Origin of the sequence: Ilumatobacter sp. (assembly GCF_046290335.1) — a bacterium.
In the GTDB taxonomy this organism is placed as follows: domain Bacteria; phylum Actinomycetota; class Acidimicrobiia; order Acidimicrobiales; family Ilumatobacteraceae; genus Ilumatobacter_A.
Genome location: NZ_JBKAGH010000003.1, coordinates 124,014 through 140,879, shown reverse-complemented (window position 1 = coordinate 140,879; position 16,866 = coordinate 124,014). Strand labels below are relative to the sequence as shown.

The 16,866-nt window shown below is 67.5% G+C and carries 14 protein-coding genes; 7 read left to right on the top strand and 7 right to left on the bottom strand.

From position 1 onward, the window contains the following. Positions 1 to 115 precede the first annotated feature (115 nt). Positions 116 to 1,030 (top strand): type I pantothenate kinase, encoded by a 915-nt coding sequence (gene coaA, locus ACE37B_RS13235; protein ID WP_409924337.1) that lies wholly within the window; start codon positions 116 to 118, stop codon positions 1,028 to 1,030. A gap of 14 nt (positions 1,031 to 1,044) precedes the next feature. On the opposite strand, the gene ACE37B_RS13230 is transcribed toward coaA, so the two are convergent. The 3 genes from ACE37B_RS13230 to ACE37B_RS13220 form a co-directional block, all read right to left on the bottom strand. Further along, complete coding sequence (locus ACE37B_RS13230; RefSeq protein WP_409923796.1) at positions 1,045 to 1,749, bottom strand: HAD family hydrolase; 705 nt, start codon at positions 1,747 to 1,749, stop codon at positions 1,045 to 1,047. Between the two features lie 18 nt (positions 1,750 to 1,767). Then, a complete protein-coding gene (locus ACE37B_RS13225; RefSeq protein WP_409923795.1) occupies positions 1,768 to 2,142 on the bottom strand; it encodes a helix-turn-helix domain-containing protein in 375 nt (124 codons plus the stop codon). A gap of 92 nt (positions 2,143 to 2,234) precedes the next feature. Continuing rightward, complete coding sequence (locus tag ACE37B_RS13220) at positions 2,235 to 2,501, bottom strand: hypothetical protein (protein WP_409923794.1); 267 nt, start codon at positions 2,499 to 2,501, stop codon at positions 2,235 to 2,237. A gap of 125 nt (positions 2,502 to 2,626) precedes the next feature. Here ACE37B_RS13220 and ACE37B_RS13215 point away from each other — a divergent pair, with 125 nt between their 5' ends. Next, a complete protein-coding gene (locus ACE37B_RS13215; RefSeq protein ID WP_409923793.1) occupies positions 2,627 to 3,901 on the top strand; it encodes a M20 family metallopeptidase in 1,275 nt (424 codons plus the stop codon). Positions 3,902 to 3,926: 25 nt separating this feature from the next. Here the strand turns inward: ACE37B_RS13215 and ACE37B_RS13210 are convergent, their stop codons facing one another. The 3 genes from ACE37B_RS13210 to ACE37B_RS13200 all read right to left on the bottom strand — a co-directional run bounded on the left by ACE37B_RS13210 (position 3,927) and on the right by ACE37B_RS13200 (position 9,654). Next, positions 3,927 to 7,079: a glycoside hydrolase family 38 C-terminal domain-containing protein gene (locus tag ACE37B_RS13210; RefSeq protein WP_409923792.1), complete on the bottom strand. Its 3,153-nt coding sequence runs from the start codon at positions 7,077 to 7,079 to the stop codon at positions 3,927 to 3,929. A 65-nt stretch (positions 7,080 to 7,144) separates the two neighbouring features. Beyond that, complete coding sequence (locus tag ACE37B_RS13205) at positions 7,145 to 8,653, bottom strand: DEAD/DEAH box helicase (protein WP_409923791.1); 1,509 nt, start codon at positions 8,651 to 8,653, stop codon at positions 7,145 to 7,147. Positions 8,654 to 8,829: 176 nt separating this feature from the next. After that, the gene (locus tag ACE37B_RS13200; protein WP_409923790.1) at positions 8,830 to 9,654 is read right to left on the bottom strand and encodes an SDR family NAD(P)-dependent oxidoreductase; all 825 of its coding nucleotides are present in this window, start codon (positions 9,652 to 9,654) and stop codon (positions 8,830 to 8,832) included. A gap of 107 nt (positions 9,655 to 9,761) precedes the next feature. On the opposite strand from ACE37B_RS13200, the gene ACE37B_RS13195 reads away from it, so the two are divergent. The 5 genes from ACE37B_RS13195 (at position 9,762) to ACE37B_RS13175 (ending at position 15,964) form a co-directional block, all read left to right on the top strand. Beyond that, complete coding sequence (locus ACE37B_RS13195) at positions 9,762 to 10,976, top strand: CaiB/BaiF CoA transferase family protein (protein ID WP_409923789.1); 1,215 nt, start codon at positions 9,762 to 9,764, stop codon at positions 10,974 to 10,976. Continuing rightward, entirely contained in the window at positions 10,973 to 12,187 is a 1,215-nt protein-coding gene (locus ACE37B_RS13190; protein WP_409923788.1) for an aminotransferase class V-fold PLP-dependent enzyme, read from the top strand. The genes ACE37B_RS13195 and ACE37B_RS13190 overlap by 4 nt, the downstream gene beginning before the upstream one ends. Before the next feature lie 166 nt (positions 12,188 to 12,353). Beyond that, positions 12,354 to 14,195 (top strand): hypothetical protein, encoded by a 1,842-nt coding sequence (locus ACE37B_RS13185; protein ID WP_409923787.1) that lies wholly within the window; start codon positions 12,354 to 12,356, stop codon positions 14,193 to 14,195. Positions 14,196 to 14,286: 91 nt separating this feature from the next. After that, the gene (locus ACE37B_RS13180) at positions 14,287 to 14,646 is read left to right on the top strand and encodes an antibiotic biosynthesis monooxygenase family protein (RefSeq protein WP_409923786.1); all 360 of its coding nucleotides are present in this window, start codon (positions 14,287 to 14,289) and stop codon (positions 14,644 to 14,646) included. A 67-nt stretch (positions 14,647 to 14,713) separates the two neighbouring features. Further along, positions 14,714 to 15,964 (top strand): aspartate kinase, encoded by a 1,251-nt coding sequence (locus ACE37B_RS13175; protein ID WP_409923785.1) that lies wholly within the window; start codon positions 14,714 to 14,716, stop codon positions 15,962 to 15,964. A gap of 109 nt (positions 15,965 to 16,073) precedes the next feature. Here ACE37B_RS13175 and heR read toward each other — a convergent pair whose 3' ends face one another. Then, positions 16,074 to 16,829, bottom strand: a complete 756-nt coding sequence (heR, locus tag ACE37B_RS13170; protein ID WP_409923784.1) for a heliorhodopsin HeR — start codon at positions 16,827 to 16,829, stop codon at positions 16,074 to 16,076. Positions 16,830 to 16,866: the final 37 nt, after the last annotated feature.

The window sequence follows — 16,866 nt, the reverse complement described above, 5'->3', positions numbered from 1 at the left end:
GGCGATCGGGAGTGCGCAGGGCGCGGGGTCTAACGTCGACGTCGTGGACCATGAACCCGATCGGCGGAGCGTGGGGGTCGGCGCGATCAGCGAGCAACTCTCCGATCCGACCTCGATGTCGAGATACCTGAGCTTCAGTCGTGACGACTGGGCCGAGCTCCGCGCCGCGACGCCGATGACGTTGCGCGAGCCCGAACTCGATCGGCTTCGTGGCATCAACGAGCGCATCGACATGGACGAGGTCGCCGCGGTGTACCTGCCACTCAGTCGACTCCTCAACCTGTACGTCAGCGCGACCCAGGATCTCCACAAGGTGTCGGCGACGTTCCTCGGCGCGATCGCCCCCAAGGTGCCGTACGTGATCGGCGTCGCCGGCTCGGTCGCCGTCGGCAAGAGCACCTTCGCCCGCCTGCTGCAGGCGTTGCTGGCACAGTGGCCCGACCATCCCAAGGTCGATCTCGTCACCACCGACGGCTTCCTCCACCCGAACCACGTGCTCGAGGAACGCGGGATCATGCATCGGAAGGGATTTCCCGAGTCGTACGACACGCGTTCGTTGATCCGAGTGCTCAGAGAGATCAAGAGCGGCCAGTCCCACGTCGAAGCCCCGGTGTACAGCCACGTCGTGTACGACATCGTCGATGGCGAACACGTGGTGATCGAGCAGCCCGACATCGTCATCATCGAGGGGCTCAACGTCTTGCAGACCGGAGGGACCGCGACGGAGTTCGTGAGCGACTTCTTCGACTTCTCGATCTACATCGACGCTTCCGAATCCGACATCGAGCAGTGGTACGTCGAGCGGTTCTTGACGCTGCGCGAGTCGGTGTTCCAAGACCCCGACAGCTTCTTCCAGTTCTACGCCGAACTGTCCGATGACGAAGCGATCGACACGGCGCGCGGTATCTGGCGCGCGATCAACGGCCTCAACCTGCGCGAGAACATCGCGCCGACGCGCGACCGGGCGTCACTGATCATCCGCAAGCGCAAGGACCACCGCGTCGACCGAGTGCAACTCCGCCGCCTCTGACGACGAAGACGCCGTCAGTCGAGGCCGAGCCAGGCCGGAACGTCGGCGATCGACCCGAGCTCGGTCACGTCGTCGTCGTGATCGTCGACGATCTCGAGCTCCCACGTCAGGTGATACGGGATGTGCACGGCGTGACCACCGATCGCGAGCACCGGCAACACGTCGCTCTTCACCGAGTTGCCGATCATGCAGAAGCGGTCGGCACTGACGCCGAGGCGCTGCAGGACTCGTTCGTAGGTCGACGGATCCTTTTCGAGGACGATCTCGACGTCGACGAAGTGATGTTCGAGGCCCGACGTCGTCACCTTGCGCGTCTGATGCACGAGGTCGCCTTTGGTGACGAGCGCCAAACGCGTCTCGCGTCCGACGCGATCGAGCACTTCGGGAACGTGGTCGAGCAGATGGACCGGGGCGACGAGCATCGACGCCCCGATCTCGACGATCTGTCCGATGACCGCGGTCGGAACCTCGGCGTTGGTCATCGAGATCGCAGCTCGCACCATCGAGAGCGTGAACGCCTTGACGCCATAGCCCTGCGAGGCGATGTCGAGTCGCTCGACGGCGTGCAACGCATCGAGCACGTCGATACCCCGCGGCGTGTAGGGCTCGACCAGTTCGGCGAAGCGTGCCTCGGCGGCCTGGAAGTGGTCTTCGCTCTCCCAGAGCGTGTCGTCGGCGTCGAACGCGACGACGTCGAAGTCGTCGACGCGACGACTCATCGCCGCATCGTTTCGAGGTCAGCGATGAATGGCATTCAGATAGTTGTACACGGTGATCCGGCTCACGCCCATTGCGTCGGCGACGTCTTCGACCGCTCGACGCAGGATGAACGCGCCGCGCTCGTCGAGCAACCGGATCGCTCGCTGCTTCTGTTCACGCGGCAGGAGTGGCAGCGAATTGCCGAGTTCGGCTTCCACCGAGGCGATCAACCGGTCGAGCGCGCCGTGGAGGGGCGGCAGGCGGACGGCGCCGACCACCTCGCCGTCCCACATGAGCGGAACGTCGGACGGCTCGGCAGATGACGCCTCGACGATCCGAGCACCGACAGCGTCGGCAACCGGTCGCACTGCGTCGACGAGAGGATGCGACGGTGGCAGAGCGGCGGACGGCACGGGCTGATCTTAGGAGTCCGCTCGACCTGCGCGCCGACGTCTCGCTCCGCCACGTCTGCCGCCCTGTCCGTCACCCGGTCCGTCGCGCCGAGTCAGCCCAACGCGATCCTCGCTCCCTCGGCGCGCTGCTCGCAGTCGGTGCCCGCCATCTGGAAGGCCTCGGTCAGACGAGCGAGCGCCGACTTGAAGTTGCCGTTCCACTCCTCGGCGAACTTCTCCTTCGCCGGCCCGGTCCAGGCGATCGATCCGAGGGGGTTGTCGACCGAGGTGATGATCCCGTTGACCACGTCGATCTGTGCCTTGAGCGTGCCGCCCAGTCGTGCGAGTTCATCCGGCGTGACGGCGTGAGTTCCAGCCATGGTTGCTCCTTCATGATGTTGATGTGGTTGGTGTCGTGCTTCGAGGTACCAGCGGGTGTCCAGATCGCCGAAGGGGAACGCCGACGACGTTCGATCCGCACGCGGCCGGGCGGTACTCTCGGCCCATGACGACGGTCCCCACACCTCACGGCAGCGAACGAAATGCGGATGAGACCGATCCGCAGATCGCGTCGATCCGCGAGCACGCGACCGAGTACCTCGACCGTGCGATCGCGATGCGCCGCCAACTGCATCAGTGGCCCGAGTTGGGCAACGACCTGCCGATCACACGCGACACGGTGCTCGCCGACATCGAAGACCTCGGGCTCGACATCACGCTGCACGAGTCGACGAGCGGTATCGCCGCGATGCTCGAAGGCTCCACGCCGGGGCCGACGATCTTGTTGCGCGGCGACATGGATGCGCTCGAGATGCCCGAAGACACCGGCCTCGACTTCTCGTCACGCGTCGACGGCTGCATGCACGCCTGCGGGCACGACACACATACGGCGATGCTGGCGACCGCCGCGCGTGTGCTGTCGGAGCGCAAGGACGAGATCGCCGGGCGCGTGTTGTTCATGTTCCAGCCCGGCGAGGAGGGTCACCACGGCGCGAAGTACATGCTCGAAGAAGGCCTGCTCGACGTCGGGCCGATGAGCGACGGCACGGAGTCACCGGTCGATGCGGCGTTCGCGATCCACGCGACGTCGTCGCTGCCGACCGGGTTCGTGTCGACCAAGGGTGGTCCGGTCATGGCCTCGGCCGACCGGCTGGTCATTCGTGTGGTCGGTCGAGGCGGACACGCGAGCGAGCCCTTCCGCGCCATCGATCCGATTCCGGTGGCGTGCGAGATCGTGACCGCCCTGCAGTCGATGATCACCCGCTCGATCGACGTGTTCGACCCGGCCGTGCTCACGGTCGGGCGGATCACCGCCGGCACGACGAACAACGTGATCCCGGAAACCGCCGAGATCGAAGGCACCATTCGCGCCGTGTCGGAGTCGACTCGCTCGAAGGTGCACGACGGCCTCAAACGCGTCGCCGAAGGGATCGCTGCGGCCCACGGATGCGGCGCCGACGTCACCATCGACTACGGCTATCCCGTCACGACCAACCACGACGAGTTCGCCGCGTTCTCGCTCGGTCTCGCCGCCGAGGTCGCCGGGCGAAACGCGACGGTACGGCTCCCCAACCCGGTGATGGGCGCAGAAGACTTCAGCTACGTGCTCCAGCAGCGGCCCGGCGCGATGGTGTTTCTCGGGGCCACGCCACACACGACGAAGCTGTCGACTGCGGCGCCGAACCACTCGAACCGCGTGTTCTTCGAAGAGGACGCGATGACCACCGGCATCGCGCTCTACACCGCCGCCGCACTCCGACACCTGCGCCCGGCCGGCTGACCGCGCTCGTCGACCGACCGACGCGTCAGCGGCCGTCGAAGTCGGAGGCCGCGAAGCGCAGCCGCAAGGTGACCAATTCGAACGGGCGCAGCGGGGTCGACACGACGCCGTCGCCCACCTCCTCGCCGCGTTCGGGCTCTTCGAGCAGGTTGCACCTCCACGCCATCGCGAGGCGACGACGACCTCGCAATGCGAGTCGGCACCGATCGCCGACCGCCTCGTGGAGCCGAACGATCAGATCCCCCGACCCGTCGTCGGCCAACTTGACCGCGTCGACCTCGACGCCGGACTCGCCTGTCCGATCGCTCGACACCGTGATGATCGGCTCGTGCAGGCCTTCCTCGTGCAGGATCGATTCGGTCGCCATCGTGTTCGAGCCCCACTCGACCACGCGCACCGGACGATTCAGCCGAGCTGCGGCGGCTCGCACGTCGGCGAGATCTCCGTCGTGCGGGCGCAACGCGAGGCTGACGCGGTGGCGCCCCTGATCGGCATCGGGATCGGGATACTTCGCCGCGCGGGCGAGGCTCACGCTGATCGCGCCGTCGAACACCGCGTGGCCGTAGCGGCCGTCGTTGATCACGGCAGCTCCGAACGACGGCTCGGCGACGCTGACGTACCGATGCGCGCACACCTCGAACTTCGCCGCGTCCCACGGCGACGACGGATGCGTGGGCCGGTGGGTCACTCCGAACTGCACGTCGCACGCGGCGGTGTCAGCTCGGACGTCGAGCGGGAACGTCATCGACAGCAGGTGCTCGTCGTGATGCCAGTCGAGGTGGACGTGAACGAGGAGTTGGCGCGAGCCAGCGTGGAGTTCGTACGTCACCGTCGCCGTCGACGCCCCGAACGAACGGGCAACGGTCGCACGGCCGACGAGCGGCCCACTGTCGTCGACGGTGACCGATCCTGCACCGACCGGGGTCGAGTTCGGGCGGGTCCACGACTCGAGATCCCACGCGTCGTACTCGACCGGTCGGTCGCGTCCGAGCATCAGCACGGCCGCCAACTCACCCTCGGGGATCAACTCGCGTCGCGTCGCCAGGTCGATGACCGACGTCAGTTCGCCCGTGCGACCCCAGCGGACCGCGAGATGGCCGTTGGCCATCGACGAATCGGAGACCACGACGCGATCGGTCGGCGGGCACAACCGAAGCGCTGTGACCGCGAGCGGCGGTGCGGCCAACCGCGCCGCCACCGAACCGTCGGAGAGCACCTGGATCGACGCCGGCTCGGCTCCGTCGAGCACCCGGCGATGCTCGACGGGCAGGACCACGACGCCGTCGACGAGAGCGTCGGCCGGATTCGCGATCGCGTGGCCCCCGACCGATTCGGCCAGCTCGGCCAGCGAGTTGGAGATCCTGGATTCGAGATCGTCACCGACTCGCTCGAACACCTCCTCCGCGTCGCGGTGGACCCAGGCGATCGACGAACCCGGCAGGATGTCGTGGAACTGTTGCGTCAGCACCTCGGTCCACAGCTCGTCGACGTCGGCCGGGTGACCGAGCGTCGCCGCCCACAGCTCGGCTTCGACGAGGAGCCGTTCGCAGCGACGGTTGCCGAGCTTCGTTCGGAGCTGGCTCGTCAACGTGCCGCGGTGCATCTCGAAGTACAACTCGCCCCGCCAGACCGGCACGGGAGCGCCGAGCGTCGCTTCACGTTCGATCGCGGTGAACACGTCGGCGGCGGAACCGATCTCGAGCACGGCTCGATGGTCGAGGTCGACGAGACGAGCGGCCCGTTCGAGCATCTCACGCGTCGGGCCGCCCCCGCCGTCGCCGTGCCCGAACGGCATCAGCGACACGCCACTCCATGCGTGATCCTGGAATCGTTCGATCGAACGCGCGATCTCCTCCGGCGTGATCTCGGCGTTGTAGGTGTCGACGGGCGGGAAGTGGGTCAACACCCTCGAGCCGTCGAGGCCCTCCCACCAGAACGTGTGATGCGGAAAGCGGTTCTGCTTGTTCCACGACAGCTTCTGGGTGACGAAGCGGTCCATGCCACCAGCGCGGAACAACTGCGGCAGACCAGCCGGGTAGCCGAACACGTCGGGGATCCAGACCTCGCGACAGCGCTTGCCGAATCGACTCTCGAAGTACCGCTGACCGAACACGATCTGCCGGGCGAGGCTCTCGCCTGACGGGAGGTTCATGTCGGCCTCGACCCACATCCCGCCGACCGGCACCCACTGGCCGCGCTCGACGCGCTCGCGGATGCGGCCGAACAGGCCAGGGTGCCGCTCCTCGATCCAGGCGTACTGCTGAGCCTGCGAGCAACTGAACACATAGGACGGGTCGTCGTCCATCAGCGCCGTCGCCGACGCGAACGTGCGCGTGCACTTGCGGATCGTTTCTCGGATCGGCCACAGCCATGCGGTGTCGATGTGCGCGTGGCCGGTGGCGACGATGCGGTGTCGACCCGGGCCCGCGGCGCCGGTCACCGATGGTTCGAGGAACGGACGTAGGGGTCGTCGCGCCACCGTGACGTCGACGACCGTGGCGACACTCGCATCGGGGATCGCGTCGAGCGCGGTGACGATCGCCTGGCGAATCCGCGCGCGGCGCGGCTCCGACGGCGGCAGTGTGCGCATGTGCCCGTCAAGGACGTCGAGGTCGTGCGACAGCGATTCCATCGCCAGGTCGACGAGGACGAGATCGGCGGTGCGGAAGCGGTACAGCGCTCGGTCGACGGCCGTGTCGAGGAGCCCGTCGGGCGACGGAGAGAACTGCGGGAACGTGGGGTTGGACGCCGCCTCGACCAGCACGGTCGCCGTGCCGTCGGAGGCGATGCGGTCCGGATGGATGACGAAGCCGGTCCGCCTCGGGTGGATGCCCTGCAGGGCGACGACCGTGCCGTCGGCGGCCATCCGCTCGCGATCGACGACGAGCCCCTCCGCCTGGAATCCGGCCGGTGAGCGCGTGAACCCCAGGTCGATGACCACTTCGATGCGCGTGCCCGATCGATGCAGCCACTGTTCTGGCACCTCGGCGGTCAGCTCGAACCAGGTGGTCTGCCACGGTCGGCCCCACTCGGCGCCGACCTCGAACGGCGCGAGCGCGTCAGGAGACGGACCCGCCGAGATCGAGCACCTGCGCCGGTCGAGATGAACCAGCGGCAGCACACGTTCCCAGAGCTCGCGATCGATCCGTCGCTCGATCAACTCGCAGTCGTCATGCACACCTGCGAAGGTACCCGACAGGCGTGGCGGCGTTCTCGATCAGTTCGATCGAGGAGCGGCCGCGATCAACGGATGCGGACGTCGAACGCTTCGAGGCCGTTGCGGCCCTCACGCACGCCGAACGACACCGCTGCGCCGGCATCGAGGGTCTTGAAGCCGTCGCTCACGATGTTGGAGAAGTGCACGAAGAGCTCGTCGCGTCCGTTGTCACGTACCAGGAACCCGTAGCCGCGGCCAGCGTTGAAGAACTTCACCGACCCCGACTCGTGGCCCTCGGGAACGGGCGACGTCGACGCGACGGCCTGCTTCGAACGATCCGATCGCTCGGCGCGAACCGGCGACGCGGATGGCGTCACTGCCGGCGCGGCGGGCGCGGTGGGCGCGATCTCGGCGAGGAGCGCGGCGACTTCGAGGTCGTCGAGATCCGGCGGGGTCACCTCGACCTGGATGCCGACTTCCTTCTGGAGCTTGCGCACGTCTTTGGACGTCCCAGGCTCGACGAACGACACGACCGTGCCGGTGGCACCGGCGCGAGCGGTCCGGCCCGAACGATGGTGATACGTCGCGCCGTCGGCCGGTGGGTCGTAGTGGATGACCGCCGACACGCCGTTGACGTGGATGCCGCGGGCGGCGACGTCGGTCGCGATGAGTGCATCGGCGCTGCCGTCCTTGAACGCAGCGAGCGCCCGATCACGCTGCCCCTGGCTGCGGCCACCGTGAATCGGCTGCGCGTTGACGCCGAGCTTGGCGAGTTGGCGAGCGACGCGATCGGCGCCGTGGCGGGTGCGGGTGAACACGATCGTCGGGCCGCATCGGTCGATGACACCTGCTGTGACGTTGTTGCGATCGGCGCGGTCGGTGTTCCAGAACACGTGATGGGCCGCGTGGATGTCGGGGCCCTTCGGCCCGACTTCGTGGCGGGCCGGGTCGTTCTGGAAATCCTTGACGAGCTTGGCCACCGGGCCGTCGAGGGTCGCGGAGAACAGCAACACCTGGCGGTTCGGCGAGGTGGCATCGACGATGCGGCGCACGGCGGGAAGGAATCCCATGTCGGCCATCTGATCGGCTTCGTCGACGACGACGGTGACGACGTCGCGCAGGCTGATCGCGCCCATCTGGATCAGGTCTTCGAGGCGGCCCGGGCAGGCGACGACGAGTTCGACACCGCGATTGAGCGCGTTCTTCTGATTGCCGTAGCCGACGCCACCGTAGATGGAGGTCGCCGCGTGGCCGACGGCCTTCGTGAACGGCACGAGTTCGGCCATGATCTGCTCGGCGAGCTCGCGTGTCGGTGCGAGGACGAGCGCGACGGGGCGCTTCGGCTTGGCGTCGGTCAGCTTGGCGACGACCGGCAGGCCGAATCCGAGGGTCTTACCCGACCCGGTCGGGGCACGGCCGGCGATGTCGCGCCCGGCGAGCGCATCAGGGATCACAGCGGCTTGGATGGCGAACGGCGACGACATGTTGCGCCGGTCGAGTTGCTCGATGATCGAGGCGGGGAGGCCGAGTTCGGCGAAGGTGACGTCGACGGAATGATCGGACGCGTCGCGCACGTCGACAGAGAGGGTGGTCATGGGGGGACTGCTTTCGATTCTGCTTCAGACAGCGCTACGGCCGGAGCAGAATTCCGATCAGCGCCCATCGGTCGAAACGACCAACGAAACGACCACGGTAGCGGCGTCTTCGCAAAACCGTCGCGAAGCGTGGTCGCGGCGACCCGCTGCGTCGCCTCCGGGCCGACTGCGGCAGGTCAGGGCGCGGTGCCGTCGGGATGCAGCATGTCCATCACCACGTCGAGGTTCGGACCGCGGCGGAGATGATGGCCGCCGTCGGCGCTGATGCACGTACCGGTGATCCACGCGCTCTCCGGGCCGGCGAGGAAGCGAACGAGTGCGCCGATCTCCGCGGGCTCGCCCGGCCGACCGAGCGGCATCTGGGCGGTGTAGTCATCGACGATCGCCGGAATCGACATCATCCCGGCCGTCGCGTCGGTCGGCACGAGCCCGGGCCGCACCGCATTGGCGCGGATCCCGGATGGTCCCAGCTCATCGGCGACCTGCTTCACCAGCATCTCCAGGCCCGCCTTCGACACCGTGTACGGCGTCATGAACCGATGCGTCTCGACACCGGCGATCGACGACACCGCGACGATCGACCCACCACCACCGCGCACCAGATGCCCGACGGCGGCGCGCATCGTGAGGAACGCGCCCGTGAGATTGGTGGCGATGATCCCGTTCCATTCGTCGAGCGAGGTCAAGTGGAACGGCGCCGCCGACCCATAGCCGGCGTTGGCGACGACGACCGAGAGGCGGCCGAGCTCGGCTGCGTGGTCGACTGCTGCGGTCACGCTCGCCTCGTCCGTGACGTCACACGCGACCGTCGAGACCGATGCGTCGGGAAGTGACGCACGGAGTCCATCGGCCGCCTCGTTCAGGCGGTCGAGGTTGCGAGCGGCGAGTACGACGTGAGCACCATCGACCGCCAGAGCACGTGCGCACGCGAGTCCGATTCCCGTGCCACCCCCGGTCACCAGCGCGACTTGTCCTGCGAACACACCATCGTTGTCGTCCATCGCTCCAGTCTCGTCCCTCCCCCGCCCTGCGGACGATCCCGGTTCTCCACTCGCACGCCGGGGACCTCGTTTCGCCGAGGGCGCGCCATCTGCGACACGATGGGCGGGTGAGCGCTCCTCTCGACGGCATCCGAGTACTCGACTTCACCCGCGTGCTCTCCGGCCCGCATTGCACCCGCATGCTGGCCGACCTCGGGGCGGAGGTCATCAAGGTGGAGCCACCGGCGGGGGATCTCACGCGCTTCTCGACGCCACGCCGCAACGGCGTCGCCACCTACTTCGCGCAGCAGAACACCGGCAAGCGCAACCTCAGCATCGACCTCGCCGCCGACGACGGGGCAGCGATCGTCCGGGAGCTGTGCGACCACGTCGACGTCGTCGTCGAGAACTACCGGCCCGGCGTGATGGCCCGGCTCGGACTCGGCCCCGCCGAGATGCTCGAACGCAACCCGCGCCTCGTCATCGCGTCGATCTCCGGCTACGGACAAGACGGCCCGTGGGTCTCGCGACGTGCTTACGCACCGGTGGTCGAAGCCGAGACGGGGATCATCGCGTCGCAAGGCAACGCTCGCGGCGGCGACCTCCGCAAAGACCCGCACAGCCACGCCGACGTGTACACCGCGCTCGAAGCCGCCTCGGCCGTGCTCGCTGCGCTCTTCCAGCGAGAGCGGACCGGGCGAGGGCAACTCGTCGACATCTCGATGGCCGAGACGATGATGTACGTCAACGAACACCTCCACGACGCGCTGTGGGACGGAGAGTCCGACCCCGAGTGGATCCGTTCGTTCCGCCCCGGCGACTACGTCGTGATGACGGTGGCGAACGGCGAGTCGTTGATCGTCAGCGGACACCCGGCCGAACGCGGCACGTTCGATCTGTTCATCGCGGCGATGCAGCGCACCGACCTCGCCGACGATCCACGATTCGCGAGCGTCGCGTCTCGCCTCGAGCACTACGACGAGTTACGCACGATCATCCTCGACTTCGCTGCCTCGGTGCCCGATCCGGACGAGTTCGAACGCATCTTCGCCCAGCACGGCCTCGCCGTCGGACGGGTTCGCCAACCGGGTGAACTGGCAGCGACCGAGTGGGCGAGGGCGCGCAACGCCACCGTCCAGATCGACGACCGATCGGGTTCGACCATCACCGTGCCGAACGCGCCGTGGCACTTCTCCGACGGGCCCGATGTCGGCGTGTCGGGAGTGCCCAAGTTCCGCGGGGAGGACAACCGGGCGATTCTCGGCGAACTGCTCGGGTACGACGACGAACGGCTCGACGCGCTCGAAGCCGACGGCGTGCTCTCGAGTCGCGTGCCCACGTGAGCGCGATCGAGCGGTCCACAGCGGAGGAACTCGATGCCGGCGATGCGCTTGCGCACTGGCGTGACGAGTTCGTCGTCGTCGATCCGGACCTGATCTATCTCGACGGCAACTCTCTCGGGATGGCGCCGAAGCGTTCGATCGCTGCGGTGCGCGACGCTATGGAACACGCCTGGGCGGGCGACCTGATCACCTCCTGGTGGGAGCACGAGTGGCTCGATCTCCCGCTCGCGGTCGGCGACCGGTTGGCTCCGGTGATCGGCGCTCGACCCGGTGAGGTGGCGGTCCACGACTCGACGACGGTGTGCCTGTTCCAGCTCGTCAACATCGCCATCGAACTCGCCGTCGAGCGCCGCGGCGTCGCAGCAGCGGAGTCACGTCCGGCGGTGGTCGCCGTGTCGGCCACGGAGTTTCCGACCGACCGTTACGTCGTCGACGGCATCGCCCGCTTGCGCACCGCGCCGGGCGGTTCCGACCGACCGGTGGTCGTGCGCCGCGGACTCGACGACCTCGACGGGGCCGACGTGGTGGTTCGCTCGCTCGTCGACTATCGCACGGCGAGCGTCGCGCCATTGGCCGAGGAAACGGCTCGGGCCGCCGCGCACGGAGCCGTCACGGTCTGGGACCTGTCGCACGCCGCCGGGGTCGTCGCGCTCGACCTGGAGGGCGCCGGCGTCGAGTTCGCCGCCGGGTGCACCTACAAGTTCCTCAATGGTGGGCCCGGGTCCCCGGCGTTCACCTATGTGCGCTCGTCGTTGCAGGCCGACATCCGACAGCCGATCTGGGGCTGGTTCGGACAGACGAATCAGTTCGCGATGGACAACGACTTCGACCCTCGCGTCGGGATCGGGCGGTTGCTCCACGGCACCCCCGCGGTGCTCGGCCTCGTGGCCGCCGACGCCGGAATCTCGGTGACCGCCGATGCCGGGATCGCAGCGATCGCTGCGAAGGCTCACCGGCTCGGGACGTTCGCCATCGACGTCGCTGCCTCGCTGGGATTGCGGTGCACGACCGAACGTCCGCCGGCATCCAGCGGTGGCCACGTCTCGATCACGCATCCCGATGCGGCCGCCCTGCAGCAGGCCCTCGTCGAGCGCAAGGTGATCGTCGACAAGCGCGACCGCGACATTCTCCGCATCGGTCTCTCACCACTCACCACCCGCTTCGTCGACGTCCACGATGGACTCAGCACCCTGGCCGCCCTGGCCCACTGACCCACTCCACGCTGCCGCGTCAATCGGGTGGTCAGTCTGGTGTCAGACACCACGTTGACGTCAGTCTGGTGTCAGACACCACGTTGACGCCACGCTGCGTGGTCGATCCGGCCGCCGGAGGGTCCTGTTGGTCGGCTGTTACCGGGTGCTCCGTACGTTGCGGAGCATGTTCGATCGCCAGCACCCGCTTCTTCGTCTCGCGCTCGTCGCCACACTGGCGGCCACCGGAGTGATCGTCACCGCCGGCGGGTCGTCGCCAGCGAGCGCGGCGGGCGGGTTCGAGTCGCTGGCGTCACCGCAGCGGATCGCCGACACGCGGCCGAGCGGCGACACCGTCGACGGCCTGTTCGAGAAGACGGGTCCCGTCGGTCAGGGGATGACGCTCCAGCTGCAGGTCGCCGGGCGGGCAGGCATCCCCGCTGACGCCGACGCCGCCGTACTCAACGTCACGGTGGCCAACAGCACCCGGCGCGGGTTCATCACCGCGTACCCCTGCGACCAACCTCAGCCGAACGCTGCGAACCTCAACTACGCGCAGGGGCAGATCATCGCCAACGCGGTCTTCGCCAAACTCGATCCGGAGGGCAAGACGTGCTTGTTCACGTCGTCGCAGACGAACCTGATCGTCGACGCGACCGGCTCGCTGCCCGATGGCGCGTTCGATGCGCTGGCCTCGCCGCAGCGCATCGCCGACACTCGACCGACCGGCGAGACCGTCGACGATCTGCTCCAGAAGTCCGGCCCCAACGCTGCGGGAACCGCGCTGAAGGTGCAGGTGACGGGCCGAGCCGGTGTGCCCGACGGTGCCGAGGTCGCCGTGTTGAACATCACCGTCATCAACCCCGAGCGACGCGGCTTCGTCACGCTCTACCCGTGCGACCAGGACCTCCCCTTGGCCGCGAACCTCAACCACGACGCCGGCGACGTCGTGGCCAACAGCGTCGTCGCGAGACTCGACCCGAGCGGAGCGACGTGCGTCCACACGTCCGCCCGCACGAACATCGTCGTCGACGTGACCGGCACCCTGCCGACGGAGACCTTCGTCGCGCTCGACGCACCGCAGCGACTCGCCGAGACGCGAGTCGGGCAAGACACGGCAGATGGCATCGCCGAGGGCATCGAGTTCCGCCGCGCCGGATTGACGCTGGAACTCCCCGTCGCCGGACGCGTCGCCATCCCGGACGATGCGAGCGCCGTCGTCCTCAACATCACCACCCTGGGGTCGGCATCGAACGGCTTCGTCACCGCCCACCCACGCAACTCCGACCGGCCCAACGCCGCGAACCTGAACTACGCGCCCGGTCAGGTGATCGCGAACACGGTCGTCGCGAAGCTCGGTGGTGACGGCAAGGTCTGTCTGTTCACGTCGTCCGACGTCGAGATGATCGTCGACGTCTCGGGATACCTCGTCGGCGACGCACCGGTCGACGACGGCACCCGGTGCCCGCTCGAGATCCGGCCGACCGACACGTTCCCGTCGGCGTCGTATCCGGTCGGACAGTTCCAGGTTCCGCCCGGCCGTTACATCAAGGCTGCGACGGACGGCGGTGTCTGCGACATCGACCGACGCGAGAACGCACCCCCGGGTCGCCCCGTCGACTTCCGCGAGACCTTTGCGACCACCGGCACGTTCTCCGGCGGCCAGACCATCATGGACATCCTCCCCGGCGACGCGTACATGGCGTTCGAAGGCTCCGAGAGTTGCGGGCTCCTGGTCCCCTACGTCCCGCCGACAACGCCGCCGTCGAGCTTCCCGTCGACGTTCGAGCAAGGTGACTACGTGGTCGGGCACCACGTCGCGCCCGGTACCTACACCGCCAACGTCGGGTTCGGTCAGATCTGCGTGGCGCTACGAGTTCGACACTGGGAGGGGTTCTTCAGCGCCGAGGGGGTCAACGGCATGATCGTCGAGCGGGTCGAACGCCTGTCGGAAGGTCCGGTGTCGATCACCGTGCAGCCCAGCGACCTGGGCGTGCGTTTCGGCGGCTGCGTCTGGAACCGGAGCTGACCCCTCGAGTGGCGTAACGGTTTGTGTCTGACACAAACCGTTACGGTTCGCGCGACGTGGCGGCGACGGCTCACGCTGGCATGCTGGAGCCATGAGTGTCGTCAAGATCAATGCCATCACGATTCCCGAGGGCATGGGCCCACAGCTCGAAGGTCGCTTCGCCGGTCGCGCCAAAATGGTCGAGGGCTTCGACGGATTCGAAGACTTCCAGCTGCTCCGCCCGACCCCCGGCCAGGAGGGTGGCGAAAGCCGCTACTTCGTCTACACCCGGTGGGCGTCGGAGGAGCACTTCCAGGCCTGGATGAACAGCCAGGACTTCGCTCACGGCCACGGCTCCGGCCAGGCCGACGGCAACACGACGCCCGAAGGCGAACAGGCCCGCAAGCCGGTCGCGCAGGGCGCGGACCTCATGTCGTTCGAGGTCGTCGAACACGTCGTCAAGGGCGGCTGATTCTCGCGCGACCGGCGATGAACCCACGCGGGTGCCGGCCCTACCGCGCCGCTAACCTCTCCTACCCGTGGCACTGATCGTTCAGAAGTACGGCGGCACCTCGGTGGCCGATCCCGATCGCATCCGCGCCGTCGCCGACAACGTCGCGATCACCAAGCGACGCGGCAACGACGTCATCGTCGTCGTCTCGGCGATGGGCAAGGCCACCGACAACCTGATCGCCCTGGCCAACCAGGTCGCCACCAAGCAACCCGGCCGCGAGATGGACATGCTGCTGACCACCGGCGAGCGACAGACCGCGGCGCTGCTCACGATGGCCCTCGCCGATCGCGGTGTCGACGCGATCAGCTACACCGGCAGCCAGGTCGGCATCATCACCGACACCGCGCATCGCAAGGCGAAGATCATCGAGGTCAGAGGCGACCGTGTCCGCCAGTCACTCGACGAGGGACGCGTCTGTGTCATCGCCGGGTTCCAGGGCGTCAGCACCGACAAGGAGATCACGACCATGGGTCGTGGCGCCTCCGACCTCACCGCCTCTGCGCTCGCTCAGGCGATGGGTGCCGACGCCTGCGAGATCTACACCGACGTGACCGGTGTGTTCACCGCCGACCCGCGCATCGTGCCGCAGGCCCGCAAGCTGCAAAAGGTCCACTTCGACGAGATGCTCGAGATGGCCGGCGCCGGCTCGAAGGTGCTCGCCATGCGCTCGGTCGAGTTCGCCCGCAATCACGACGTCCCACTTCACGTGCGATCGGCTTTCACCTGGGAGCCCGGCACGATCGTCAGCAACGAGGAGCCCTCCGTGGAAGATCCGATCATCTCCGGTGTCGTCACCGACATGTCCGAAGCCAAGGTCACGGTGCTCGGCGTTCCCGACCGACCCGGCATCTCCGCCGCGTTGTTCGAGCCGTTGGCAGAGGCCAACGTCAATGTCGACATGATCGTGCAGAACACGTCGACCGAAGGCAAGACCGACATCAGCTTCACGATGCCGATGGCCGACCTCCACGAGGCCGAGTCGATCGTGCAGCGCGTCGCGGAGGACATCGGCGCCGAGAACGTCACCCACGACGACGACATCGCCAAGGTGTCGCTCGTCGGCGCCGGCATGAAGTCGTCGCCGGGTATCGCCGCGAAGATGTTCCGCGTGCTCGCTGACGAGGGCATCAACATCCAGATGATCTCCACGTCGACCATTCGCGTGTCGATCATCATGAAAGCCGGCGACATGGAGCGTGCCGCCCGAGCGCTCCACACCGCGTTCGGTCTCGATTCGGGAGCGGACTACTCCGCGCCCCTCCCCATCCGCACGTGAGCGCGTCAACACCCAGGGTCTGACCCCAGGCGTTCAACACGTAGGGTCTGACCCCAGGCGTTCAACACGTAGGGTCTGACCCCAGGTGTTGAACGTTCGGTTGGTCTGATCAGTCCCCGAGCGAGCCGCCGTAGATCTGCCAGGCCAGCACGGACTTCGCCACCAGGCTCAGCACGAGGTACGTCTTCTCGCCGAAGAGATAGTTCGACCACTTGCCGACCTTGCGGTATTGCAGCCACTGGTTCAAGCCGAAGCTGAAGAAGAACACGAACTCGGCGACGACGATGCCGTAGACGAATCCCGGCACTTCCTCGGCCGTGATCACGTTGAACCAGATCGCGATCCACGGCGCCAGGCCGACGATCGTCCCGAACCAGAACGGCAGCATCGTCGTCTCGGTGCGACCGGGCGGATTGAACTTCTCCTGGAGCCAACCGAAGAGGATCATGGCGACGTTCGCTCCGGCGATGGCGATGACGGCGGTGATCTCGGTGATTCCCGAGTAGGAGGCGATGAGCAGCACCATCAACGTGGCGCTGATCGAGTACTCGATCCATCGGAAACGGTTGATGCCTCGTCGCAGATCCGACTCGTAGGCACCACGGCCGACGGTTGCCGTCACAAGGTGGTCGATGGCCGCCAAGGCGAGGAACACCGCAACCGCGGCACCGATTCGGACGTCCACCAACGTCTCGGCGTCGGGCAGCCGACTGCCGGGCGGCCCGGTCGGCGGCGCCGTGGTCAGCGAGATCGCGAAGTCGCTGGCGAGGATCAGGATCGCGACAGCCTGCACCGCGTGCAGCACGGTGAGACCGAGATTCCAGTTGCGGAGGTTCGTCGAGCGGGATTCATCGAGTTCGATCACACCCGACGTTGTACCCCCTGAAACGCCGACTGAACCC

Excerpts from the sequence above, each read along its gene's own strand:
- ACE37B_RS13205 (WP_409923791.1), bottom strand. The coding sequence starts at position 8,653 with ATGACCACCCTCTCTGTCGACGTGCGCGACGCGTCCGATCATTCCGTC.
- coaA (WP_409924337.1), top strand. The coding sequence starts at position 116 with ATGTCGAGATACCTGAGCTTCAGTCGTGACGACTGGGCCGAGCTCCGC.
- ACE37B_RS13180 (WP_409923786.1), top strand. The coding sequence starts at position 14,287 with ATGAGTGTCGTCAAGATCAATGCCATCACGATTCCCGAGGGCATGGGC.
- ACE37B_RS13200 (WP_409923790.1), bottom strand. The coding sequence starts at position 9,654 with ATGGACGACAACGATGGTGTGTTCGCAGGACAAGTCGCGCTGGTGACC.
- ACE37B_RS13215 (WP_409923793.1), top strand. The coding sequence starts at position 2,627 with ATGACGACGGTCCCCACACCTCACGGCAGCGAACGAAATGCGGATGAG.
- ACE37B_RS13230 (WP_409923796.1), bottom strand. The coding sequence starts at position 1,749 with ATGAGTCGTCGCGTCGACGACTTCGACGTCGTCGCGTTCGACGCCGAC.
- ACE37B_RS13185 (WP_409923787.1), top strand. The coding sequence starts at position 12,354 with ATGTTCGATCGCCAGCACCCGCTTCTTCGTCTCGCGCTCGTCGCCACA.
- ACE37B_RS13220 (WP_409923794.1), bottom strand. The coding sequence starts at position 2,501 with ATGGCTGGAACTCACGCCGTCACGCCGGATGAACTCGCACGACTGGGC.